Source organism: Verrucomicrobiia bacterium (assembly GCA_036405135.1).
GTDB lineage: Bacteria > Verrucomicrobiota > Verrucomicrobiia > Limisphaerales > JAEYXS01 > JAEYXS01.
In genome coordinates this window covers 31,675-55,391 of record DASWYF010000031.1, presented here as the reverse complement: position 1 = coordinate 55,391, position 23,717 = coordinate 31,675, and the positions used below count along the sequence as shown (strand labels likewise).

Sequence of the window (23,717 nt, the reverse complement as noted above, 5' to 3'; positions counted from 1 at the left end):
CCGGCGTATTTCGGATTTTCTTAAAGCGTGATCACTTTGATTCTGGCCACGCGCAACAAACACAAGACGGAAGAGATCCAGCAGATCCTCGGTCCCTCTTTCCGCTGCCTTTCCCTGGTCGAGTTTCCTGACGCGCCGCCGATCGAAGAGAACGCGACCACGTTTGGAGGCAACGCCACGTTGAAGTCAGCGGGCTTGGCGCACTGGCTTCTGGAGACGCCCGGGAAATTATCCCAAATTTCGGGTGAGGCCTATGTGCTCGCAGATGACAGCGGCTTGGAAGTGGATGCGCTGAACGGCGCCCCCGGAGTCTACTCCGCGCGATTCGCGAATCTGGATTCCGGCAAGCCGGGCAATTCCCCAGATGGCGAAAATAACGCCAAGTTGCTGCGTCTTATGCAAGGTGTGCCAACGGAAATACGCAGTGCGCGTTTTCGTTGCGCGCTGGCACTCACGCCATTGGTGAAAGAGGAGAAATGTTCCTCACCTCCTTGCGCAGCGGATGAATTGGAAACGGCCACACTGGTATTCGAAGGTGCATGTGAAGGCCGCATGGATACCAAGCCCGCTGGCGGCGGCGGATTTGGCTATGATCCCATGTTCATCCCGGTTGGATATGACAAGTCCTTTGCAGAATTGGGCGAAGAAGTGAAGAACAAGCTGAGCCATCGCTCGAAGGCATTGGAGAAGATGCTGAAGTATTTTGCAAAACAGTAGCTGATACCTTTGGACTGCGTCTGGTTCTCTTGGGGAGAACAACCCCGACACCGCATCGTGGCGAGCCGCCGAGGTCCAAAGTTGCTACTTCGGCGCCGTCTGCTTCTGCCAAGTAACTTTTAAATCCGGATGCGTCTCCCGCAAAATCTCACGGATACCAATCCGTTCCTGCTTGCTGAGATGATCATACCGTGAATCTGGATCATTCTCATCCAGCGCTTTTTCCAAGCGCGCATAGATGCGTTGCTTGAGTTGCTTCGGCAAAGCGAGAAACTGTTTCGAATAGATAAGATGGCTGCAACGGTATTTGAAGAGGTAACGATCCAGCCGCAAGTCGCGCAATGAACGGCCATCTTTCGTGCGGACACCGCCTCGCTCATATACTTGCTGAAACGCGTTGGAACCTTTTACGCCATCTTCGGGTAAAATGGCTTCATCCTTGAAGAGCAGATGATCCACCACATCCCGGGCTGAGCTGTCGAAGACGCGCTTCACGCTGTCGTAGCTGGGCTCATCGGTCACAGGCTCTTTCAAGTCCGTCTGCAGATTTCGTTGATACGCAAGCATTCGCCGTGAGTTGTAAGCAGCACGCGTGATCGCATTGTGCATCGCGGTCTGATGCTCCAGCACAAGCAAGGCGACGATGTCGCTCGAATCCGTCAGCAGATTCTCCACCGGGAAAAAACGTGAGAGCCCGGTGATGTTTGCACCCTTGTGGTAGTCCACCTGGAGTTCGCGATTCTTATCCACTGCGAAAACATTGCCTTGATGTATGGAATCACCATGCGTGCCCGTCACATACCAACCGCCCCAGCGGTCTTTGAATGGGGTGGTGTGGTCCACCACCTTGGAACCGAACTGGAGCAGGGGATCGCCGGTCTCCGTGGTATTCACCGAACGGACAAACACACCTGGGATGCCGCGCACGAAGGAGCCGCCATGACAGCTCAGGCAATCATTGTCGCGTTTGAAGTGGGGCAGTTCGGGCTTGGCGAGAGGACGCGGATCGAAAGTATAAAAGACCGGGCCCAGTTCAGGATCGAAGCTCGCTACCTCTACCAAGCCACCCGGCACCCAACCGATGTAGCAATCGTCACTGAAGTAAATCGTGCGTGGATGCTGGGGGGAGATGAGCCCGCGCTGGAGACTGGTCTTGGAAAAAACGATGACCTGACTTTCCACTGGCACATTCATCTCACGCAAGATGAGACGGACATTCTCTTTATCCGTGGAGGAAAATTTTAATTCACCCGAAGCGAATTTAGCCTCGAGTTTTTGCGTGGCGTCCTTTGCGGCGGTGGCAGAGTAGCGGATGGGTGCTTGTTCGTATTCTTCGGTGCCTTGGGCGTATGTGCCTATGACAGAACTTAAAAACAGAATGAAACTATGTAACAGCAACTTCATGTAGTGATCGCCAACGCCTGTTGCAGGCGCTCGGGTCGTTTTACGAAATCGGCGAGCGTGTATTTATCCAGCGTATCGAAGAACGCATTCCACGCTTCGAACAGAGCCCCCTTCAGCATGCAGCCTTTGATGAGCGGACATGTATTCGTGGCCACATCGAAACACTCGATGAACGGAGTTCCTGCTTCGCTACGGCGCAGCAACTGGCCGATGCGTATTTCCGAAGGTGCTTTGCCCAGCAGAATCCCACCCCCGCGACCACGCTTGGCGGCCAGGTAACCTTCCTGCGAAAGGAAGTTCACCGCCTTGGCCACATGATGGCGCGAGAGCTTGTAGGCGTTCGACACGTCATCCACCGAGAACTGCTTGCCACCATTGAGAGCTGCATACATGAGAATGCGAAGCGAGTAATCAGAGAATAAGGTCAGATTCATGATGTCGGGCCGGATTGAAGCCTAACGGAAGGCTTCTGTCCATACGGCCTCGTACCGAAAGTCAGGCTGGCACCAAGGCTGTCTGCGGGGATGGTGACACCGCTGATCAAGCGCAGACGCAGGGCTATGCTCCGGGCAAATTGAATCATTTCCGCTGCGCAATCGGCAGCCAGCCAGACTTTGCAATTATGTTCCCACAGGCCCAGCCATGCCTGAAAGTGTTCTTCCTTTAGCTCTAAAGGCATGTGTTTGGCCCCCATGGGCCCGCTGTAAGCGGGCGGACCACCGGCGATGGTACTCCAAAAATCCGCAATCTTCTCCAGATGCGCCGGCCAATCTGTGATATGTGCGGTGAAGATAGGGCCGATCAGTACGTGTTGACGGACATCGGCATAGAAATGGCGTAACAGGTTCAGGAGAACCGGTCGTCCACCCATGCGTTCCAGCAAACTGACGTTCATATCAATATAGATGCATTTTAAAAGCATCTATTCAAACATTTTCGCTGACCCATTTTGGCGTGAGAGCCATCCTATTTTGTCCCAAGAGAAAGCAGGGAAGCGACAAGCGGAGGGTAGAGAACGGATCTCTAGGAGTATAAGTGAAGTTTGTTGATTTATGAAACAAACATCACTGAAATTAATGGCTGCTGCAGCAGGTTTGATTCTAGGAACAACTGTGCACGCAGAGGACTGGACCGCACAGGCGATCGCGCCGGTGACGAATCCCATTTTCTTTGAATCACCTTTGATTCAAAGTGAGGTTCGCCCGATCTTCGCCTACCACCGTCTAGATAATGCATTCCTCGGGACTGACGTGGATGTGCGTGTATACGCCGTGCAATTGCGCTACGCCGTGAATGACCGGCTGGCCATCATCGCCACTAAGGACGGCTTCATCGAGTTCAACCCTGAGGTCGGTCCTGCGCAGAATGGCTGGGCGGACATCGGCTTCGGTGTGAAGTATGCCGTTTATAAGAATGACGAGCAGCAAACGGTCATCACACCAGGCCTGACCTTTGAACTGCCCTCCGGCAATCAAGATGTGTTCCAAGGGAATGCGTCTGGTGAGTTCAACCTGTTTGTCTCGGCCATCAAGGGGTGGGACAAGTTCCACCTGACCGGTAATCTCGGAGCACGCATCCCGATCGACATGGACAAAGAGACAGCCAATGTGCGTTACAGCCTGATGGCGGATTACTTCACCTGTAGATGGTTCATCCCATTCACCACCATCAATGCTGTGACTACGCTCACCGAAGGTAACCAATTGCCCTTCAATTCCGAGGGCTTCGATCTGATCAACTTCGGCAGCACGAATGCCGGTGGTCGCACGCAAGCTGCGTGGGGAGTGGGTTTCCGTTCGCGGGTTCTCGAGAACGTGGATTTGGGATTCGCTTACGAGCGTGGCTTTGCGCCGAGCAATGACATCTTCAAAGACCGCGTGACGGTGGATCTGGTGTGGCGGTTCTGATTGCTCTGAAAGATGTTTAAGGCAGCCGCGCATGAAATGAATTCATGCGCGGTTTTGCTTTGACGCTCTCCAATTAACTATCCCGGTGAAGCAACGTTTGACGTTGTCAAACGGGTCCTTCACCTTGGCGGTGTTATGAGCCATATGCTGGAATCTTGCCAGGCACTGCCGCAGGTATCCTATAAGACAGGCGATGAGGTTTTGCACGAAGGCCAGAGCACGGGCCACCTCTATATCCTCATAGAGGGTAAGGTGGAGATATGCAAAGGCGATGTGCAGGTAAGCCGTGTGTCTGAACCTGGGTCCATCTTTGGCGAGATGTCCATCCTGCTCCATCAGCCGCACATGGCCACCGTCAAGTGCCTGACAGATTGCAAGTTCTTGGAGGCCGAGAATGCACGCCAGTTTCTGGATGCACATCCAGAAGTAACGATCATCGTCGCTGAAACACTGGCGCGGAGGCTAAACAATCTCACGCGCTATCTGGTAGACTTGAAACACCAGTTCGAAGATCAGAAAGATCACATGAGCATGGTGGATGAAGTGCTGGAAAGCTTGCTGCATCATCAAGGGAAGTCGAAGAAAAAGTCCGGGTAATCCCGTCCTATAAGGCCATCGTCTCCTGTCCCGCCTGGGATGTCCAAGTCGCCTGCCTGTTTTCCAGATCCAGAAGGATGAAGGCGGGTTCAGGGCCTATCTGACGTCCTGTATTGAAAACCCACGTGCCGTTTATCTTATCGATCCACGAGCCTTCGTTACGGAAAGGGGACTGATGGATGTGCCCGCTCAAAACCATGTCTGGCTGATATTGTTTGATCCATTCTACAAGGTGCGCATCGCCACCCCAATCACGACCGGTCCAGCTCACTTTCGTATGATCAGGGGGAGCATGATAGATCCAGATCCAGCGTTGCTTGGGCTTTGCCGCATCGCGCGCGAGCAATTCTCCGACTTCCTTGCGTGTGATATCACCATCCCACCAAGGACAGATGGTGAACAGGCAGCCGTCTTTCTCCCATGAATCACCGTCCACCAGCGTGCCGCCCTCACGCGCTTCCTCAAGCCACGTGGCGATGGCTTCATTCTCTGCATTGTGGTCGGTGCCATCGTGATTGCCGGAACACACGAGCAGAGGTTTCTTGCGGACAATCCGGTCGAGGTATTTCAGGACAACAATGGATTGAGCCTCACGCTCCACGAGCGAACTCAGGTCCAGCAGGTCTCCGGCGATGATGACGAGGTCGAAGCTGTCAGCGGCACGGTGCACCCAATCCCATTGTTTTAGGGCGTAGTGCAGATCGGCTACTACGAGGCATTTCATGGCGTGGCTTTGTCCGAAGGCTATCGGACGATACGCCTTTGCGTGAGGATTTCGCAAGAGAGATGATTCCCAAAACGCGTAAAATTACGCGATGAGGAGATTGGATATCTCTTCCAAAGTCGTTTCACCATTGAAGGTGCGCAAGACTGCGCTGGCCGCCAAAGAACACATGCCGTGTTGCTCGGCGAGGTCATGGATCTGCTGGCTAGGGGCGTTCGCGGCGATGAGGCGTTCGATCTCCGGATTCTTCACCAGCAATTCCGTGATGGGCAGGCGCCCTTGGAAGCCGGTGAAGCCACAAGCAGCGCAACCGGTGCCTTTACGAAAGAATGCGCGATCCAGGTCCAATCCTTCCAAGCGCGCCATATGCATCGGGCCGGGCTCGTAGGGGATGGCGCATTGTGTGCAGTTCTGGCGGACGAGACGCAGATTCATCACGCCTATCGTGGCGCTAGCAAGCAGTTGCGGGTCTACATGCAAGTTTGCCATTCGCGCAAACGCACCCGCCGCTGTGCCGCTATGCACCGTGCTCAAGACCAAATGACCTGAAAGGCTGGCGCGCACAGCGATGCCCGCCGTCTCCTCATCCCGTATCTCACCGATCATGATGACCTGCGGATCGTGTCGCAGAATAGAACGCAAGGCGATGGGGTAGGTGAACCCTTGCGCCACGTTCACGGTGGCCTGGTTCACGCGCGGCAAAACCGATTCAACCGGATCCTCCACGGTGGTGATATTCAGACGCTGGCCTTGAGTGTTCACCAAGTGCGTGAGCGTGGAATAAAGAGTAGTGGTCTTGCCTGAACCCACGGGCCCGGTCAGCAGCAACAAACCATGCGGCTGGGAGATGAGGTTTACCCATTGATGCAACGTATCCGGATCAAAACCCAAAGCCTGGACACTGAAGCGCTGTTCACCCGGTCGGAACAGGCGGATGGAAATCTTTTCTCCCGCTACCATCGGCGAGAGCGAGACACGCATCTCGAATCCACCCATGGCCGGATCGGCCTTGGCCTTGCCTTCCTGCGGCACCCGGCTCTCGTAAATCTTCAAGTCTGCCATCACCTTCACACGATTGGCGAGGGAGCCTTTCAGGTGATTCGGCAGTTTCACCACATCATGCAACATGCCGTCGATGCGATAGCGGACAAGCATATGGTCCTCAGCAGGATCCAGATGCACATCGCTGGCTTTTACAGCGATCGCATCCAGCAAGATGAGGTCAAGCAGGTAGCGGGCTTCGATGGAAAATTCACCCGTCTTGGACAGGTAATCCACTGTGCGCGCACCCCGGCAAGTGGGGAGCTTGGCAGCCGCAGCGCCGCTTTTGCCCTCGGGGGAGAGCATACGGCGCAAGCTGTCGAACAGTGGCATAGAGGTTATGTAAGGGAGGAATGGGTGTGTCGCAATGCTGAATAGGGGTTTTTTGACCCCGTAAGATTTGTCTCCCTATGCATCCCGGCATACTGTAAAGTGGTTCTCTTGTTGGATATTTGATCGCATGACACCGAAGTTATTTTCTGAGCTGGGTTTGTCCCCGGAACTGTTGAAGGCCATCGATAAGCTGGGGTTTGAACAAGCCTCACCGATTCAGGCCGAGGCCATCCCTGTACTGTTGCAGGGGAAGGACATCGTGGGCCAGTCGCAAACTGGTTCCGGTAAGACGGCGGCCTTTGCCATCCCGGCAGTGGAGAAGGTGGATGTCAAACTGCGTGGCGTGCAGATCCTGATCTTGTGCCCCACCCGTGAGCTGGCCGTGCAGGTCTCGGAAGAGGTCCATAAACTGACGCTTTTCAAGCGTGGCATCCAGGCGCTGCCGATTTACGGCGGGCAATCTTACGAACGTCAGTACTACGGTTTGCAGCAGGGCGCGCAGATCGTCATCGGCACACCGGGACGTCTGATGGACCATATGCGCCGTGGCACGTTGCGCCTCGATAAGCTCAAGATGATCATTCTGGACGAGGCGGATGTGATGCTGGACATGGGTTTCCGCGAAGACATCGAGTTCATCCTGCAAGCCTTGCCTGCAGAACGGCAGACGGTTTTCTTCTCCGCTACGATGCCGCGGCCGATCCAGGAATTGATCAAGAAGTTTGCGAAGGATCCGCAGAGCGTTAAAATCGAGCAGAAGGCGATGACTGTGCCGACGGTGGAGCAGTCCTATTACGAGGTGGACCGCCGCTTCAAGATCGAGTTGCTCACGCGCTTGATTGACATCCACGATCTCAAGCTGGGCATCATTTTCTGCAACACCAAGCGCATGGTGGATGACCTCGTGGATCACCTGAATGCGCAGGGTTATTCTGCCGACCGCCTGCATGGTGACATGAACCAGAACCAGCGTGATCGCGTGATGCAGAAGTTCCGCAAATCGGGTTTGGAATTTCTCGTGGCGACGGATGTGGCCGCACGCGGCATCGACGTGGACGACGTGCAGGTGGTGTTCAATTACGACCTGCCGTATGACGTAGAAGACTACGTGCACCGTATTGGCCGCACAGGCCGCGCCGGTCGTAGTGGTCGTGCCATCTCGTTCATCTCGGGACGCGAACTGTTTCAGATCCAGCACATCGAGCGTTACACGAAGATGCGCATCCAGCGCGGTCGTGTGCCGACGCAAACGGAAGTCGAACAGGCCAAGGCGAGCGTGTTCCTGACGAAGCTGCGCCTGACTTTGACGAGCGGCGAATACAAGAAGCAGGATCATTTGATCGAGCGTTTGCTGGAAGAAGGATTTACGTCTACCGACATCGCCTCCGCGCTTATTCATCATTTACAAGGTGAGGATGAACAACCCGCGCAGCAGCCAGTGGAGCGAGAGGAACAGCGTGGCGGCTATGATCGCGGTGGTGGACGGGATGATCGTCGTGGTGGTGGCTATCGCGAGGATCGTGGCGGTTACCGTGAAGAACGTGGAGGATACCGTCAGGATCGCGGCGGGTATGGTGACCGATACGATGAGCGTCCAGCCCGGGCGCCGATGGAGCGCCCGGTAAGACCAGCACCTATCGCCCGGCCTTCGACGCCAGCGAAGATGATTACTCCCAAGCCGACAACCATCGCAGCGACCGCTGAAGCGGTGAAGGAAGCGGCAGAGGCGTATGCCAAGGTGCCTGAGCCTAAAGCGGAAGAACTTCCTCCGGTTGCTAAAGTGACACCTGCGGTCAAAACCGAGGTTAAAGAAATCAAACCGGTCGCACCCAAGGCAGAAGCAAAGCCGGTCCAAAAATCAGAAATTCCGCCGGGCACGCCGACGAAGGTGAAGCCGATGATGCGTATACCCGAAAAACGGGAGTTGATCGAGAATCCTATGCCTTTCCGTTCACCCAAGGCGAGCCGCAAGACGCCAGATAACCAGACGCGTCTATACATGAGCGTGGGTGAAGAGATGGGTGTCACGGCCGCCGATGTGGTTCAGGCGATCCAAGGCGAGACCGGGTTGTCTGCAAAGGCGATTGGAACGGTGGATATCCGCGAGAAACACCTTTTTGTGGATGTGGCAGCGGAGCATGCGAACAGCATCGTGGCCAAGTTGAAACGAACTCAGATCAAAGGATATAAGGTGAAAGTCAAGGAGGCCTAAAGTCTCTGCCAAACTTGATTTTACCCTGCATCAAGTTCACTCTATCCGTATGTGGCGCCCATTACTTTCCTTGTGCTTGATCGTGCCGATGCTGAATGCTTCCGCTGCGGAACCGAAGTCTTTGCCTGCACCTGGTCCGGTAGCGATCGATCCCAAGAAGATGGCGGCAGTGAACAATTTCGAGCGCGGCATGCACTTGCTGGACATAGCCACTTCGGAAAAAGAGAAGGGAGAGGCCACGGCCCTGATCACAGGTGCGGCTGAGGCCGGTTATCCCGACGCCCAATTTTTCCTTGGTCTGGTCATGGAAAGTTCAGACATGGCCAAGGCCCGTGAATGGTATGTAAAAGCCGCTGAGAACGGCCACATCCGCGCGGCAGCAAAAGCCGCCATGATGTTCGAACAAGGCAAGGGCGGGGCAGCAGACAAGGAGCAAGCCTTGAAATGGCATCGCGCGGCGGCGGAAGGTGGTATCGCAGAATCCGCCTTCAAAGTCGCGCGCGCCAAGGAATCCACTGGCAACAACGCCGCTGAAACGGTGAAGATGTATCAGAAGGCCGCTTCAGCCGGGGATAGCGAAGCCAATATGCGCTTGGGTGATCTCTATTTCACGGGTGAAGCCGGCATCCGTGATCTGCCCGAGGCATTCAAATATTATCGCAATGCCGCCCAGCTCAAGAATTCCAAAGCCTATTTCAAGATGGGCTATTGCTACGAGCGCGGTCATGGCATCGGCCAGAGCAATCAGGATGCGATGTACTGGTATCAACGCGGTGTGGAGGCGGGCGAACTGAACTGCATCGCCAACATGGGGCGCTTCTACGAGAACGGTATCGCTGTCGATCGTGATCCGGCTAAGGCTGCCGAGCTTTATCAGAAAGCGGCAGAACAAGGTGAAGCCTTTTCTCAGATCAGTCTCGGCTCGCTCTATCGCACAGGTGTGGGGGTGAAGAAAGATCTGGTGGAAGCCTATCGTTGGATCAGCCTCGCGAGCTCACGGGGTTTTGGTAAGGAAATCCTCGCACTGCTGGAAAAAGAGATGACGCCTGAGCAACTGGCGGATGCGAAAGACCGCGCGGAGAAGCTGAACAAGCCTGCCGCCAAGTAATCGGCGTCATTCGGCACGCAAGGTTTCTTCCAGCCATTGCAGCGCTCCGGCGTGGTCGGTAAATTTACCTTCGAGCTGCGCTTCAAACGCGGCTTCCAAGATCGCACCGAATTGTTTGCCGGGTGACATGCCCTTCGCGATGAGATCACGTCCCAGCAAGATCGGCTTGGGAGCCGATGCTTTCAAATTCATCTCTTCCGCCATCTCCAGCAACATTTGGCCGCCTTTCGGCAAACCGGGCGGTTTCGGTGGACGCCCGCTGTGATCGGCCTCGATGACGAGGCACAATCCCTCGATCGTCTCTGGCACCAAACGCTTTGCCAATCTCCTTACCCCTCGTGCTGAAGCTGCGTTCAAGTGTGCTAGATGATTCACAACCAAAGGAATGATGCGTTCACGGATCGCGTTGGGTGCCGCGATGCGTTCCAGGAATCTCTCAGCTATCGGACCGCCCGCCTCTTCGTGACCCGGTGAGACGATGCGCCATACGCCATCTCTTAGAGCACGCGAAGTGGTCTGTGGCTTGGCGAAGTCATGCGCGAGTATCGCGAGCATGTAGACGATACGAGAGGTTTCGTCCTTCTGTTGCCAGAGAGACAGGCGCGCCATGGCATCACAGCACAGGCTGGTGTGCGTGTAGACATCGCCTTCAGGATGCCACTCTGGCTCCTGCGGCACATCGATCAATGCCAGCACCTCGGGGAAATGTTCGATCCAGCCAGTGTCGCGGAGGAAATGCAGACCGCGTGAAGGCGTGACGCTCTTGGATGCCCACTTGAACCACTCTTCACGCACACGTTCCACGGCCAATTCGCGGTAAGTATCCTTGATACTACGGCACAGCTTCACTGTTTCAGGCGCGACAGTCAGATTGAAGCGTGCGGCAAACTGCATTCCGCGCAACACACGCAAGGGATCTTCCGTGAATGCCTCGCTCGTATGCCGGAGAACACGCTGCTTCAGGTCTGCCACACCGCCGTAGTGATCCAGCAACGCGCCTTTGCGTGGACTGTACATCAGCGCGTTGATGGTGTAATCACGCCGTGCAGCCGCTTCTTTCGGAGTGATGTCCGGATCGAAGGTGATGGTGAAGCCTCTGTGGCCAGCAGCGATCTTTGAATCCCGGCGCGGCAGTGAGAAATCATAAGTCGCACCCGAACGCATCGTCAGCTTCACGACGCCGAAGGAACGACCTACCAGATCAACGCGCCCCCATTTGCGCAGTGCTTTTTCCAATTGCTCATAGGTGATGCCGAAGACTTCGATATCGAAATCCTTCTGAGCCGAGCCGAGGAACCAGTCGCGTACGCAGCCACCCACCAGATACGCTTCCTGCAACGCATCTGTTTCCAGTAAAATACGCTCCAATTCTTCCGGGAGCGTGAAATTGCCTTTGCCCGCTTCACCCATGACTGCCTCTCCTTTAACCCCTGAATCGAAAAATCCCAAACTTTCTTAATTTCCCTCGCGGAGCTTTTGGCGGATTTCCATCAGCAAGATGCCGAGCCGGTTCTTGCCGCAACCATCCGCGCCATCGCCCCAATAAGCATCAGAGGGCGTGTGTTCCACGATTTGCGCATCGCCGGTGGAGAGCAGTAATGCTTTCAAGTCCGCGTGCTGGGTGAACTTGGCCAGCAACGCTTCCCGCATCAGGTTTTCCTTCACGGCTTCCCAATCCTTGCGAATGGGGAAAGAGCGGTCGCGCCCCATTTGCGCTGCGACCTGCGAGGACGGCTCCAACCGGATTTTCTCCTCCTGCTCGGTGCCGACGAATTTCTGTGCCTGAAAATAATGCTCCGTCGTGGACCAGCGCTTGCCGTGCAGTTCTATAGCATGAGCCGAGTGATTGGAGAAGCCACCATAGGCGTCTTCCGGTCTGAAGAAGTGGATCACTTGTGCGCTCATAGTCAGCTTGGGCTTCCTCAAAGATGAGCATCCGCTGCGGAGGCTGCAACTGAAACCTTTTGACTACTGAGAGTCCGGAATATACTCGGAACAAAACTACGCCTTCACCGCTTCGGCAGATTGAGGGCGCAAGGTGGCGAGCAAGCCTTTTGCTTCTTCATTTCCTTGTTCCGCAGCCAGATCCAGCCAACGGAAAGCTTCTGGCTGTGTGCCTTTCGCCCCTTTACCGAGGGCGAGGAACTTGCCTAAAAGATACTGGGCATCCGGGCAATTCTGTTCGGCGGCCATGCGTAACCATTTGAGGGCGAGGGGATAGTCCTTCGGAACGCCGCGGCCCACGGAATACATCACGCCGAGATTGTATTGCGCATCCCGGTGACCTAGCTCTGCAGCGCGCTTAAACCACTGCGCTGCCTGCATCGTATCGGGATCGCCCAATTTGCCCTCGATATGATACACAGCCACGCGGAACTGGGCCTCGGCATCACCTGCTGCTGCTTTGGCCTGGTTCTGGCGAATCTCTTCTTCCGGGTTCAGTGTCTTGCGCAACCAGCTAAACATACATGTCCAAATAGCAGGTTGTTTGCCGTTCTCAGGAGAAAAATGGCAAAAAATAACATCGCCTAACACCTTGGGCGATAAGCAGTCACGCCGCTAGCAGTTGACTGCGCTGGAGAAGGCGCGATGGAACCGCTCGGAAATAGGGTGCCGAATGCCCAGAATCTGGAAGATGCCCTTGCAGCCTGCCTTGGCCGCCTCGTTGTGATACTTGCGGTCTGTTTCGATGACTTTGATCCAATTCTCCAAAGCCGTGACGTAATCCAAGGTTTCCAAGGCGGTCAATCCGGCAATGAATGTTGCTTTACCTTTACCCGTGGGAAGTTCCTTGGCGGACTGGCGCAGTCGGGCCAGTTCCCTGAGCGCGTTGGCCTTGGTCGCATTGTCTGAGGATTCTGTGATGGTTTTCAAAGTGCCGCTGACGGCGGACGGGTTCGCCGCCAGTTGGCACTCAGCCATGAGCAGAACTGCCGCTTCGTCGCCAGAGTCGAGGTCGAGTGCGGTTTCGAGTTGATTCATCGCCTCAGCGAACTGGCCTTCACTCGCCAGTCGCCGCGCTTCTTTCACAATGCCAGCGGAAGGAGAGGGGAGGTTCTTGTTCAGCCAGCGACGCAACTCAGCCTCCGGCAAGGCACCGGCCAGTTCATGCACGACTTGACCGTTCACGAAAAGCTTCAGCGCCGGAATACTGGCGATCTCGAATTGCATCGCGAGTTCCTGATGCACCTCGGTGTTCACCTTCACGAGTTCCCAGCGGCCATGAGCTTCCGTGGCGAGCTTGTCGAGGATCGGTCCCAGCATCTTACACGGACCACACCAAGGCGCCCAGAAATCCACCAGCACGGGCACCTGCTGGCTCCGCTCCAAAACATCCTTCTGAAAATCCTGCAACTCGTGACTCATGATGGGTGATACGTAACGTGTAATGCGTGAAACGTAAAGACTGCTGGAGCGTGCCCGGCCCCGGGCACAGCAAGGTGAAATGCTGCAAGCGGCTTACAGAAATTTGAGCGCATAAGAAAGTCGTTTCATGCGGCAGACTCAGGCGAAACTAGCTCACCTGTGCTTATGGACGTTGCTGTGCCCGAGGACGGGCACGCTCCGTCACACCAGCTTTTCCTGCTGAACCATCGCTTTCTGATAATCTTCCACCAGAAACTTCTTTCCCTTTTGGATGACTTTGTGGCCTTCGCCCTCCAATCGTTGACGGAGGTTTTCAATCCCCCCGGGATATTTTGGATTCAATTCACCGCCCACCTTGAGTGTCCGCCAATAAGGTGTGACGCGTTTCTTTCCAGCCGTTTCATCCTCCATGGCGGCATGTGCGGCGATCCAGGAAAAGATGCCGGTGGTGATGGGACAGCCTACCTCGGTGCCATGTTTGCGAGCAAGCGCAGTGCGAAGTTCGTTGATAGTGACCAGTTTTCCTTTTGGTACCTTTTGCATCAACGCATCCACTTCGCGCGGGGCGGGGACGACGAGCGTCGCGCCTTTCCAGCGGGCGCGGTCCCCGGGCTTGATGTGCACGACTTTGGGCAGATCTTTATCGTCAGCCAATTTTTCGCGCCAAGTTTTGCGGGCTTTCATGAGGATTGGTGGATAGGTTGTGGTAGTATTATCTCTGGACAAGCAAAGGGTCGAGCCGCAAAAGAACAGCAGCAGATAGAACACATGAGTGACAAGCCGTTACCAGAAGTGAAGTGCCTGACCTGCAAGAAGCGCGGGGCGTGGTTTGAGGGTAAGTTCGGGCCTTTTTGCTCGAGCCGCTGCCGCTTGCTCGACCTCGGCAAGTGGCTCGACGAGGAAAACAAGATCTCTGAACCGCTCAAGCCCGAGCATTTCAAGGGCTATGAGGAGCTGCCGCCGGGGGAGTATCTTGATAAGCCAGAAAGAAATGACCAATGACGAAATCCGAATGACCAAGGAATGGCCAATGACTTAAGCCGCTATTTTAGTCATTGGGTATTGCTCATTCCCTCGTCATTGGTGCTTGGTCATTCGTCATTCAGAAAATACCCGTTCTCCCCGCTTGCTTCTGACCTGATTCCGGCGTAGTTAAATCTCAGCGACAGCCCGTTTGGTTTACCCGATACCAGATGGATACGCCGTGAAGTCCGATATGCCGGAGCCCACATCACAGGCCAGCCCAGCGAGCGCCCCTCGGCGCTTCAGTTCGCGGGCATCACGTTGGTTTATCTTCGTCGCTCTTGTCATCACTACGGCAGCCGTCACTTTTGCCCAGCGTTCCGGGGGGCGTATGCGTTCTCCTTACGATAGCCGCAGCAGTGATCCTCGTGCCGGTGTCCCGGTGTGGGAGGTGAACAAGGAGCTTTCCAAGGATGTCTTCACCTTCGTACGCATCCAATACACCTCCAGCGGCGGTCGTTATGGCTTTGGCGGATATGGTGGACGACGCTGGACCACGGATGCGCCAGATGCTGAGTTGAATTTGTCCTATCGTCTGCAGGAGATGACTTCACTCAAGGTGAATCCCAATCCCATCAGCTTGGAGATCACCAATCCGGATCTGCTGAACTATCCGTTCTGCTACATTGTGGAACCGGGCGCTTTGCAATTCAGCGAGGAAGAAGTCGTGGCCTTGCGGAAGTATCTGCTCAATGGCGGTTTCTTGATGGTGGATGATTTTTGGGGTGAAGCTGAGTGGGAGAATTTTTACTACGAGATCAAACGCGTGTTCCCTGATCGCGAAGTGGTGGATGTACCGATGGATCATCCCATCTTCCATTGTGTGTTCGACCTGAAATTGGAGAAAAATCACATGCAAGTGCCGAATGTGGGGACCGGCACGGACAGCCAGTATAGCGGTGTCACATGGGAACGGCCCGATGCCAAGGAAGTCCATTTCCGTTCCATCTCGGATGACAAGGGCCGCATGATGGTGATGATCTGCCATAACACGGACAATGGCGACGGATGGGAGCGCGAAGGCGAGAACGAATATTATTTCCGCGAGTTCTCCGAGAAGAAGGCCTTTCCGCTCGGCATCAACATCATCTTCTACGCGATGACGCATTGAAGTTCACCGGCATGCGAATGGAAAAACAGAGACACGAATACGACCGGAACGGCTCGCGTCCATCTTCAAAACATTTCACCCCTGCCGGTGTTCAATCACTGGTGGAACACGTACACGGGAAAGGAAGCATAAGTGGAAACATCGTCTGAGGTGGTAGCCCCACCGCCAATACCGGGAACGGAACCGACTGAGGAACAGCTCGTGGAGCAGGTCATCAATGGCAAGGTGCGCATCGATGCCGAGCTGTCCAAGGTCATCATCGGGCAGAAAGATGTGGTGGAGGAAATTCTCATCGCACTTTTCGCAGGTGGTCATTGCCTCATCACTGGCGCGCCGGGCTTGGCCAAGACGCTGCTGGTGAAATCCATCGCGCAAGTCTTCCACCTGAAATTTCAACGCATCCAGTTCACACCCGATCTGATGCCTGCCGATATCACGGGCACGGAAATCCTGGAAGAGACAGAGCAGGGGCGCCACATGGCGTTCGTGCCCGGACCGATCTTCGCGAACATGATTTTGGCGGACGAGATCAACCGCACGCCGCCCAAGACGCAAGCCGCTTTGCTGGAAGCGATGCAAGAGCATCAAGTGACGGCGGCGGGTGTGAAACACAAGCTGCCCGAACCGTTCTTCGTGCTGGCCACGCAAAACCCAATCGAGATGGAAGGCACGTATCCGCTGCCGGAAGCGCAGTTGGACCGCTTCATGTTCAACGTGGTGATCGATTACCTGCCGGAAGACGATGAGGTGAAGGTGGTGCTGCAAACAACCGCTCGTCGCTCGGAACCGATCGAGGCGCTCTTCAACGGTGAGGATGTGCAACGCTTTCACGATCTCGTGCGGAAGGTGCCCATTGCAGAAGACGTTGTGCGCTATGCGGTGCGCTTGGCTTCAGCTTCGCGTCCGGGACAGCCGAACACGCCGTCATTTGTGAATGAGTGGGTGAGTTGGGGGGCGGGTTTGCGTGCCGCGCAATTCCTCGTGCTTGGCGCCAAGGCGCGTTCACTCTTGCAAGGTCGCACTCATGCGACGGTGGCAGACATTAAAGCAGTAGCGCGACCGACCTTGCGGCATCGTGTGCTGGTTAATTATCGCGCAGAAGCCGAAGGCATCACTGTGGACAAGCTCATCAATAAACTGCTGGATGCCGTCAGCCCGCCTGCACCCAACGCCCAGTAAGATACGATGCCCGAAGCCGTAAACAGTGCTGCTGCGACAACGCCCAAGCAGGCGGCTTCGTTCATTGATCCGCAGGCTCTGATGGCGATCCGGAATCTGGAGCTGCGCGCGCGCATCGTGGTGCAAGGATTCTGGAACGGTCTGCATCGCAGTCCGTATCACGGCTTCTCCGTCGAGTTCACCGAGTATCGCCAATACACGCCGGGCGATGATCCGCGTTATCTCGACTGGCGGTTATACGCACGGAGTGATCGCTATTACATCAAGAAGTTCGAGGACGAGACGAATCTGCGCTGCTATCTGCTCGTGGATAACAGCCGCTCGATGAGCTACGGCTCGTTGACCTACAGCAAGGCGCAGTATGCGAACACGTTGGCCGCGACGTTCGCTTACTTCCTTTACGGACAAGGTGATGCGGTCGGCTTGTTGACGTTCGATGAACGCATCCGCGAATATCTTCCGGCACGTTATCGCACAGGGCATTTGCGGCACATGATGCTCGCCTTGGAAAAGCCCGCTGGCGGGACGCAAACGGATTTGTCGATGCCGTTGAAACGTATCGCAGAACTTGTGCGTAAGCGTGGGCTGATGGTGCTGATGTCAGATTTCCTCACGCCGCTGGATACGTTTGAGAAGAGCCTAACGCAACTCACGGCTTGCGGTCATGAGGTGATGGTGTTTCAGGTGCTTGATCCATCGGAGCGCGATTTCAATTTTGAGAAGGCATCGTTCTTTCTCGATGTGGAGACAGGACGCGAGCTTTACATCGAGCCCGATCAGGTGCGGGCGGATTACTTGCAGAAGATGCAGAAGCATCAGGAAGCATTGGCAGCGATCTGCCAGAAGCTAGGGGTAGGTTTTCGACCGGTTTACACGGATAAGCCGCTGGACATTGCCTTGTTCGATTATCTGCGAGAACGCATGCAACGCGGCAAGGTGGTAAAGCAGCGCAAGGGAGGGACTAACGGATGAACTTCCTGACGCCATTGTTTCTGTTCGGTGCGCTGGCTGTCGCCGGTCCCATCATTTTCCATCTCGTGCGACGGACGACGAATGACCGGTTCACCTTCAGTTCACTTCTTTTTCTCCAGCCGACGCCACCGAAGCTGACGCGCCGCAGTCGTGTGGAACATTGGCTGTTACTCCTCATGCGGTGTTTGGTGTTGGGCTTGTTGGCGTTGGGATTTGCCCGCCCGTTCTTCAATGATGCGACGCGCGCGGGTGCGGGTGGTAATCTGGCGCGTCAACGCGTCATCCTGCTGGATGTGAGCGCGAGCATGCAGCGCGATGGCGTGTGGATTCAAGCGAAGCAGAAGGTGGAGAAACTATTGGCAGATGCAAAGCCGACGGACCAGTTCGCGTTCTACACGTTCGATCAACAGGCCAAGGCCATGGTGAGCTTTGAGCAATGGCGGCTGGCACAAGATAGCGAGCGCAAGGCAGTGGCGGTGCAGCGCTTGAACGATACGAAACCTGGTTGGCGCACGACGCATTTGGGCAATGCGCTGGCTACGGCTGCGGAAGCGTTGGAGGAAGAGGCGACGCGGTCGGAGCTCAAGACGTCCAGCATCCAGCGCGAGATCATCGTGGTGACAGACCTGCAGGAAGGCGCGAAGCTGGATGGTCTGCAAGGCATGCAATGGCCGGAAGGCGTGAAGGTGGAGTTTGAGAAATTGGACCTCGGCAAACGCAGCAATGCGGGCGTCCAGATCGTAGCGGAGGGGGAAGAGGCCGCTACGCAATCTGCGGGCGAACAGGTCGTGCGGGTGCGCGTGAGCAATGCCACGGATTCGCGGAAGGAGCAGTTTCAAGTGGGCTGGGCGGCGACGGATGGACGTCAGATCGCCGGTGTGCCGGTGAATGTGCATGTGCCGGCGGGGCAGAGCCGCGTGGTGGCAGTGCAGCGTTCGGTGGAGAACATGCAATCGGAGAAGATCGTGCTGACGGGGGATGATGATCTTTTCGATAACACCGTCCACGCGGTGAAGCAGGAGGCGGATCGAGCGACGGTATTGTTCATCGGGGAAGATCAACCGGCGGATACCAAACAGTTGCTCTTCTATGTGCAACGCGGTTTACAGACAACGCGGTCATTGGCGCTGGATGTCGCCAATCGCACGACAGCGAATTTCCCGACAGCGGCTGAATTGGGTGCGGCACGTCTGATCATTGTAGGGCAAGCGCTGACGGCGGGACAGAATGCGGAGCTGCGTCGCATGGCGGAGAATGGCAAGACGGTGATCGTGGTGCTCAAGGACAAGGGCATGGCGCCGAGCGTGGCGGATCTGCTGAAGGTGTCGAATCTGCCGGTGGAAGAACATGTCTCCTCGCGCCATATGCTGCTGGGACAGGTGGACTTCACACATCCTTTGTTCGCGCCGTTTGCCGATCCGCGCTTCAGCGATTTTACACGTATCTATTTCTGGAAGTATCGTGAGGTGAATTTGGATGGGGTGAAGGGTGCCAAGGTTTTGGCACGGTTCGATGATGAGAAGCCCGCGCTCTTTTCCGTGAATGCTGACAAAGGACAGATATTCGTGTTCACCAGCGGATGGCATCCGGCGGATAGCCAGCTCGCACTTTCCTCCAAATTCGTGCCGCTGCTCTATTCCTTCTTGGAGCAGGGCGGGGCTATGACTTCCCGGCGGGCTCAGTTCGCCGTGGGGGATGAGATTCCAGTGCCATTAGATGCGACGGCCAAGGCTCAAGTCACCCGTCCAGATGGTGAAAAACAGGATGTTAGCGGACGTAAAACACTTTCCGCAGCGGAACTTCCGGGCATTTATGACGTTCAAGATAATGGCAAGCACTGGCGCTTCGCGGTGAACCTTCCTGCGGAAGAAAGCCGGACGGCGCCGTTGCCGGTGGAAGAGCTTGAACGGCTGGGCATTCCGGTCCATAGTTCAAGTCTAGCAACAGCCCAGCAAACTCAAGCGCGCACCGAAAAGTTGAAGCACGCGGAGCTTGAGAACCGTCAAAAGCTGTGGCGCTGGCTGGTGGTGGCCGCACTGGCCGTGCTTTTGGTGGAAACCTGGCTCGCCGCGCGCCTGACGCGCCCGGCCCAAACGACTGCGCCCGCATGATCGCCGCCGAACTGAAACAAAGACTGGACCCGATCCTGGCCCGGCATCAGGCCTTGCGTCGTTGGCGCGGGCTTGCTCTCTGCTGGTTAGGCGTCGCCGTTCTGGGTGTCTTGATGCTCTGGCAGCATAAGGCGACGGGCTGGACTTCAAACAAGGCTTGGATATTCGCCATCATCGCCGGTGCGCTGGGAGCCTGTGTCACTCTTTGGAAACTGCGTAAGGCATCGTTCGATTATCACTGGCTCGTGCGGCAACTGGAGAAGAAGCATCCCGAACTGCAAACATCCTTGCTCGCGGCCATCGAGCAGAAGCCGGATGGTTCGAACGGGGAATACAGCTTCCTGCAAAAGCGGCTGTTCAAAGAGATCGGTGAACGGTGCGAGGAGCAGGCTTGGGGAGTGGAGACGGAGGATGCCTTGAGCCGGGCGCGTGTGTGGAATTCTGCCGCGTTCATGTTGGCCATCGCTTCAGTCACCGCCGTGTCGTTCCTGCCAGCCGCACCAGAAAGCACTCATCATGCTTCCAAACAATCGGGTGAGATCGAAGTGACGCCCGGTGATGCCGAGGTGGAGCGTGGTTCCGGCATGGTGGTGCTGGCGCGTTTCCCTGGGACAGTCCCGGTGGAGGCCACGCTGGTCATCACGCCGGCTACCGGCCAGCCGCAACGCATCACACTCACCAAGAATCTGAACGATCCCGTCTTCGGCGCGAGCCTGCCTGCGGTGCAGGGCGACATGAAGTATGAGATCGAGTATGGCAAGACGAAGACGCGCGAATTCGCGGTGAAGGTCTATGAGCACCCATCGCTCGTGCGCGCCGATGCCACGCTGAAGTTCCCTGAATACACCGGCCTGACGGAACGAAAAGTCGAAGAGACCACGCGCATCAGTGCGGTGGAAGGCACGCAGATGGAATACGTCTTCCAGCTTAACAAACCAGTGGTCGAGGCCAAGCTGCGGACTTCGAAAGGCGAAGAGCTGTTACTCACACCGGAGGGCACGAAATCGAATGTCTGGGTGGCGAAGTTTCCGTTGGAAACGTCCAAGCGTTACAAGCTGCTGCTGCGCGATACCGATGGGCGGACGAACAAGTCCCCGAGCGAGATCAGTCTGAATGCCATCGCGAACAAGGCGCCGGACATGAAGATGATCACGCCGAAGGGTGATCCGCGTGTGTCCCCGCTGGAGGAGATGCGTTTCGAAGCGCAGTTATCCGATGACTTCGGATTGAAGGCCTACGGTCTGGCCTACAGCCTGGCGGGTCAGGAACCCAAGTTTGTGGAGCTGGGCACCAATGCCCCGGCCAATGTGAAGCAAGGCTTCAAGCATCTGCTGGCGATGGAGACATTGACCGTTGAGCCGGATGAAGTCGTTTCCTACTTCGTCTGGGCGGATGATTTCGGGCCGGATGGAAATTTGCGCCGGAATTACAGCGACATCTATTTTGCCGAGGTCCGCGCGTTTGATGAGATTTTTCGTGAAGGCCAATCCAATGACGAGGAAGGTGGCGGTGGTGGTAGTTCTGCTGAAGCATTGGGCAATCTCCAGAAGCAGATCGTGATCGCCACGTGGAAGGTGCAACGTCGTGAGACGAAGCCTGCTCCCTCCGGCTCTTATCAGAAGGATATCGAAGCCATCCGCCTTTCTCAGGAAGAGATGCTCAAGAAGGCAGAAGAACAGTCGGGAAAAATGACCGACCCGACTTTGTCCAAGTTCATCGATCAGGCGATGAGGGAGATGAAGAAGGCGGGTGAGCATTTGAGCCGTGCGGAAGAGAAGAATTCCACCACGCCCTTGCCGCAAGCACTGGCGGCAGAACAAGGGGCTCTGCGTGCTTTGGCCAAGCTGCAACCACGGGAAGCCCAAGTCAGCCAGAGCAAGAAAAAGGGTGGCGGCGGAGGCGGCGGCAAGCAGAAGCAGCTTGATCAGCTGGAAATGCGGCAGGCAGAGGACCGTTATGAAAAAGAGAAACAAGCCTCGCCGATGCAGAATGAGCAGCAGAAGGAACAGCTGCAGTTCCTGAACCGCCTGCGCGAACTGGCACAACGCCAGGATGATCTCAATGAACGGTTGAAGGAGTTGCAGACGGCTTTGCAGGAAGCCAAGACGCAGGAACAGAAGGCCGAACTGGAACGGCAGTTGAAGCGCTTGCGCGAGGAAGAGCGCCAGATGCTGGCGGACGTGGACGAACTGCGCGAGAAGATGGAACAGAGCAAGAACCCGCAAGAGATGGCCGAGGCACGCAATCAACTGGACCAGACGCGTGAGGATATCCGGCGGGCTTCCGAGGAGATCGACAAGGGAGCGGTCTCGCAGGCCTTGGCGGCGGGCAATCGCGCGCAAAAAGATCTGGAGCAGATGAAGGAGGACATGCGCAAGCAGACTTCCAACGAGTTCGCTGAGACGATGCGTGAGATGCGTGACGAAGCCCGCAAACTTTCCGAGAAACAGGAAGAGCTGGCGCAGCAGATGCGGAATGACAAGCAGGGCGGCCGCAAGAGCCTGACCGATAGTGGTAACAAGGAAAGTGTCACTGAAGGACTGAAAGAGCAGCGGGAGCGTTACAACGAGCTGGTGAAGGAGATGAAGGAAGTCACGCAATCCGCAGAGTTCTCCGAGCCGCTCCTGTCCAAGCAGCTTTACGACACAGTCCGCAAGGTGGAGCAGGAAAAGACGGAAAACCTGCTGGAGATGACGGAAGAACTGTTCAAGCGCGGTTTCGCCCCGCAGTCACAGCAGTATGAGGAGAAGGCGCGCGCTTCACTCGATACATTGCGGCAAGGTGTGGAGCGCGCGGCGGGCAGTGTGCTGGGGGATGAAGTGGAGGCGATGCGTTTTGCAGAGCGGCAGTTACGGAATCTCTCGGATCAGTTGGAGAAGGAGATCGCGAAAGGGAATCCGGGCTTGGCGCAAGCGGGCGGTAAGCGTGATGCGTCCTCCACGAATCGCGTTGCGGTTGCAGGCAACGGCAGTTCCACGAATCGTCTGGCGGGCGGGACAAACCAGTTGGCCATGGCTGGTGGACAAGGCCAGAAAAAAGGTGAGGGACAACAGCCCGGAGACAATGGCGAGCCCAAAGCTCAAGGTGGCAAAGCTGGGGAAGGCAAGCAGCCCGGTGGTGAGCAGGCGAAGAGCGGCCAATCTGGTCAGGGCGGTCAAAAGGGCAAGCAGGGTGAAGGCAAACAAGGCGAGGGCCAACAACCGGGTGAAGGTGAAGGAGAAGGCCAAAAGCAAATGGCCAGCAATCAAAAAGGAAAAGGGCAGGGTCAAAGCGAAGCGGAAGGCGAGGGCGGGGAAGGCAGTGGCAAGGGGAAGGGCAAAGGTAAAGGCCAGGCGCAGGGTCAAGGCGAAGGTCAACAACAGGGTGAGGGCCAAGGTCAGGGCGGACAGAAAGGCAGCAACCAGCGTGGCGGTCAGCAGACGGCTGGTGGTCGCAATGGCGGACCCGGTGGAGGCAACGAAGGCGGTGGCAATCGCCTCGATAATTTCTTCAATGAACGGGGTGGCGGAATGGAAAGCGGCCCCTTGACCGGGGAACAGTTCACGCAGTGGAGCGATCGCTTGCGTGAGGTGGAGGAGTCGATTGATTCGCCAGAGTTGCGCGCGGAAGTGGCGCGGGTGCGTGATCGCGCCCGCGAAGTGCGGGTGGATTTCAAGCGGCACAGCAAGGAGCCGCAGTGGGATCTGGTGCAGGCGGAAATCTCCAAGCCGATGGCCGACATCCGGGCGAAGCTCCAGCAGGAGATCGCGAAACGGGAATCGAAGGATGCACTGGTGCCCATCGACCGCGATCCGGTGCCGGGCCGGTTCAGCGAACTGGTGCGGCGTTATTACGAAAAACTGGGTGGTGAAGATTGATGTTCTGGGGGGCGATATTTCTTTCTGCGAAAAACTGGCTGCCATGGGCGGCCGG

At 56.2% G+C, this 23,717-nt stretch carries 21 protein-coding genes; 11 read left to right on the top strand and 10 right to left on the bottom strand.

The features are described 5' to 3' along the window. The first annotated feature begins 27 nt into the window (after positions 1 to 27). The gene (locus VGH19_14905; protein ID HEY1172656.1) at positions 28 to 717 is read left to right on the top strand and encodes a non-canonical purine NTP pyrophosphatase; all 690 of its coding nucleotides are present in this window, start codon (positions 28 to 30) and stop codon (positions 715 to 717) included. A gap of 84 nt (positions 718 to 801) precedes the next feature. Here the strand turns inward: VGH19_14905 and VGH19_14900 are convergent, their stop codons facing one another. From VGH19_14900 to VGH19_14890, 3 genes are read right to left on the bottom strand one after another with little or no spacing between them, the layout of a single operon-like run. Then, entirely contained in the window at positions 802 to 2,121 is a 1,320-nt protein-coding gene (locus VGH19_14900; GenBank protein HEY1172655.1) for a hypothetical protein, read from the bottom strand. After that, complete coding sequence (locus tag VGH19_14895; protein HEY1172654.1) at positions 2,118 to 2,555, bottom strand: Rrf2 family transcriptional regulator; 438 nt, start codon at positions 2,553 to 2,555, stop codon at positions 2,118 to 2,120. The genes VGH19_14900 and VGH19_14895 overlap by 4 nt, the downstream gene beginning before the upstream one ends. Then, entirely contained in the window at positions 2,552 to 3,016 is a 465-nt protein-coding gene (locus tag VGH19_14890) for a group III truncated hemoglobin (protein ID HEY1172653.1), read from the bottom strand. The genes VGH19_14895 and VGH19_14890 overlap by 4 nt, the downstream gene beginning before the upstream one ends. 157 nt (positions 3,017 to 3,173) lie before the next feature. Here VGH19_14890 and VGH19_14885 point away from each other — a divergent pair, with 157 nt between their 5' ends. Together VGH19_14885 and VGH19_14880 are read left to right on the top strand one after the other, a co-directional pair. Then, entirely contained in the window at positions 3,174 to 4,028 is an 855-nt protein-coding gene (locus VGH19_14885) for a hypothetical protein (GenBank protein ID HEY1172652.1), read from the top strand. Between the two features lie 135 nt (positions 4,029 to 4,163). Further along, positions 4,164 to 4,625 (top strand): cyclic nucleotide-binding domain-containing protein, encoded by a 462-nt coding sequence (locus tag VGH19_14880; protein ID HEY1172651.1) that lies wholly within the window; start codon positions 4,164 to 4,166, stop codon positions 4,623 to 4,625. 7 nt (positions 4,626 to 4,632) lie between these two features. Here VGH19_14880 and VGH19_14875 read toward each other — a convergent pair whose 3' ends face one another. Both VGH19_14875 and VGH19_14870 read right to left on the bottom strand, forming a co-directional pair. Then, the gene (locus tag VGH19_14875) at positions 4,633 to 5,349 is read right to left on the bottom strand and encodes a metallophosphoesterase (GenBank protein ID HEY1172650.1); all 717 of its coding nucleotides are present in this window, start codon (positions 5,347 to 5,349) and stop codon (positions 4,633 to 4,635) included. 84 nt (positions 5,350 to 5,433) lie between these two features. Then, complete coding sequence (locus tag VGH19_14870; protein HEY1172649.1) at positions 5,434 to 6,723, bottom strand: GspE/PulE family protein; 1,290 nt, start codon at positions 6,721 to 6,723, stop codon at positions 5,434 to 5,436. Positions 6,724 to 6,850: 127 nt separating this feature from the next. Between VGH19_14870 and VGH19_14865 the strand changes: the two genes are divergently transcribed. After that, positions 6,851 to 8,935, top strand: coding sequence for a DEAD/DEAH box helicase (locus VGH19_14865; protein ID HEY1172648.1), 2,085 nt, complete (start codon positions 6,851 to 6,853; stop codon positions 8,933 to 8,935). Between the two features lie 49 nt (positions 8,936 to 8,984). Next, complete coding sequence (locus VGH19_14860) at positions 8,985 to 10,043, top strand: hypothetical protein (protein HEY1172647.1); 1,059 nt, start codon at positions 8,985 to 8,987, stop codon at positions 10,041 to 10,043. Positions 10,044 to 10,049: 6 nt separating this feature from the next. Here VGH19_14860 and VGH19_14855 read toward each other — a convergent pair whose 3' ends face one another. The 5 genes from VGH19_14855 to VGH19_14835 all read right to left on the bottom strand — a co-directional run bounded on the left by VGH19_14855 (position 10,050) and on the right by VGH19_14835 (position 14,093). Further along, positions 10,050 to 11,453: a polynucleotide adenylyltransferase gene (locus VGH19_14855; GenBank protein ID HEY1172646.1), complete on the bottom strand. Its 1,404-nt coding sequence runs from the start codon at positions 11,451 to 11,453 to the stop codon at positions 10,050 to 10,052. A 45-nt stretch (positions 11,454 to 11,498) separates the two neighbouring features. Continuing rightward, the gene (locus VGH19_14850) at positions 11,499 to 11,948 is read right to left on the bottom strand and encodes an NADAR family protein (protein HEY1172645.1); all 450 of its coding nucleotides are present in this window, start codon (positions 11,946 to 11,948) and stop codon (positions 11,499 to 11,501) included. A 96-nt stretch (positions 11,949 to 12,044) separates the two neighbouring features. Beyond that, positions 12,045 to 12,509, bottom strand: a complete 465-nt coding sequence (locus VGH19_14845; GenBank protein ID HEY1172644.1) for a tetratricopeptide repeat protein — start codon at positions 12,507 to 12,509, stop codon at positions 12,045 to 12,047. Between the two features lie 93 nt (positions 12,510 to 12,602). Beyond that, on the bottom strand, positions 12,603 to 13,409 hold the full coding sequence (trxA, locus tag VGH19_14840; GenBank protein ID HEY1172643.1) for a thioredoxin: 807 nt from the start codon (positions 13,407 to 13,409) through the stop codon (positions 12,603 to 12,605). 201 nt (positions 13,410 to 13,610) lie between these two features. After that, on the bottom strand, positions 13,611 to 14,093 hold the full coding sequence (locus VGH19_14835; protein ID HEY1172642.1) for a hypothetical protein: 483 nt from the start codon (positions 14,091 to 14,093) through the stop codon (positions 13,611 to 13,613). 84 nt (positions 14,094 to 14,177) lie between these two features. On the opposite strand from VGH19_14835, the gene yacG reads away from it, so the two are divergent. The 6 genes from yacG to VGH19_14805 all read left to right on the top strand — a co-directional run bounded on the left by yacG (position 14,178) and on the right by VGH19_14805 (position 23,662). Beyond that, the gene (gene yacG / locus VGH19_14830; protein ID HEY1172641.1) at positions 14,178 to 14,411 is read left to right on the top strand and encodes a DNA gyrase inhibitor YacG; all 234 of its coding nucleotides are present in this window, start codon (positions 14,178 to 14,180) and stop codon (positions 14,409 to 14,411) included. A 202-nt stretch (positions 14,412 to 14,613) separates the two neighbouring features. Then, positions 14,614 to 15,543 (top strand): DUF4159 domain-containing protein, encoded by a 930-nt coding sequence (locus tag VGH19_14825; GenBank protein ID HEY1172640.1) that lies wholly within the window; start codon positions 14,614 to 14,616, stop codon positions 15,541 to 15,543. A 132-nt stretch (positions 15,544 to 15,675) separates the two neighbouring features. Beyond that, positions 15,676 to 16,722: a MoxR family ATPase gene (locus VGH19_14820; GenBank protein ID HEY1172639.1), complete on the top strand. Its 1,047-nt coding sequence runs from the start codon at positions 15,676 to 15,678 to the stop codon at positions 16,720 to 16,722. 6 nt (positions 16,723 to 16,728) lie between these two features. Then, entirely contained in the window at positions 16,729 to 17,694 is a 966-nt protein-coding gene (locus VGH19_14815) for a DUF58 domain-containing protein (protein HEY1172638.1), read from the top strand. Next, on the top strand, positions 17,691 to 19,805 hold the full coding sequence (locus VGH19_14810) for a BatA domain-containing protein (protein ID HEY1172637.1): 2,115 nt from the start codon (positions 17,691 to 17,693) through the stop codon (positions 19,803 to 19,805). The genes VGH19_14815 and VGH19_14810 overlap by 4 nt, the downstream gene beginning before the upstream one ends. Continuing rightward, positions 19,802 to 23,662: a hypothetical protein gene (locus tag VGH19_14805; protein HEY1172636.1), complete on the top strand. Its 3,861-nt coding sequence runs from the start codon at positions 19,802 to 19,804 to the stop codon at positions 23,660 to 23,662. The genes VGH19_14810 and VGH19_14805 overlap by 4 nt, the downstream gene beginning before the upstream one ends. The last annotated feature ends 55 nt before the right edge of the window (positions 23,663 to 23,717 follow it).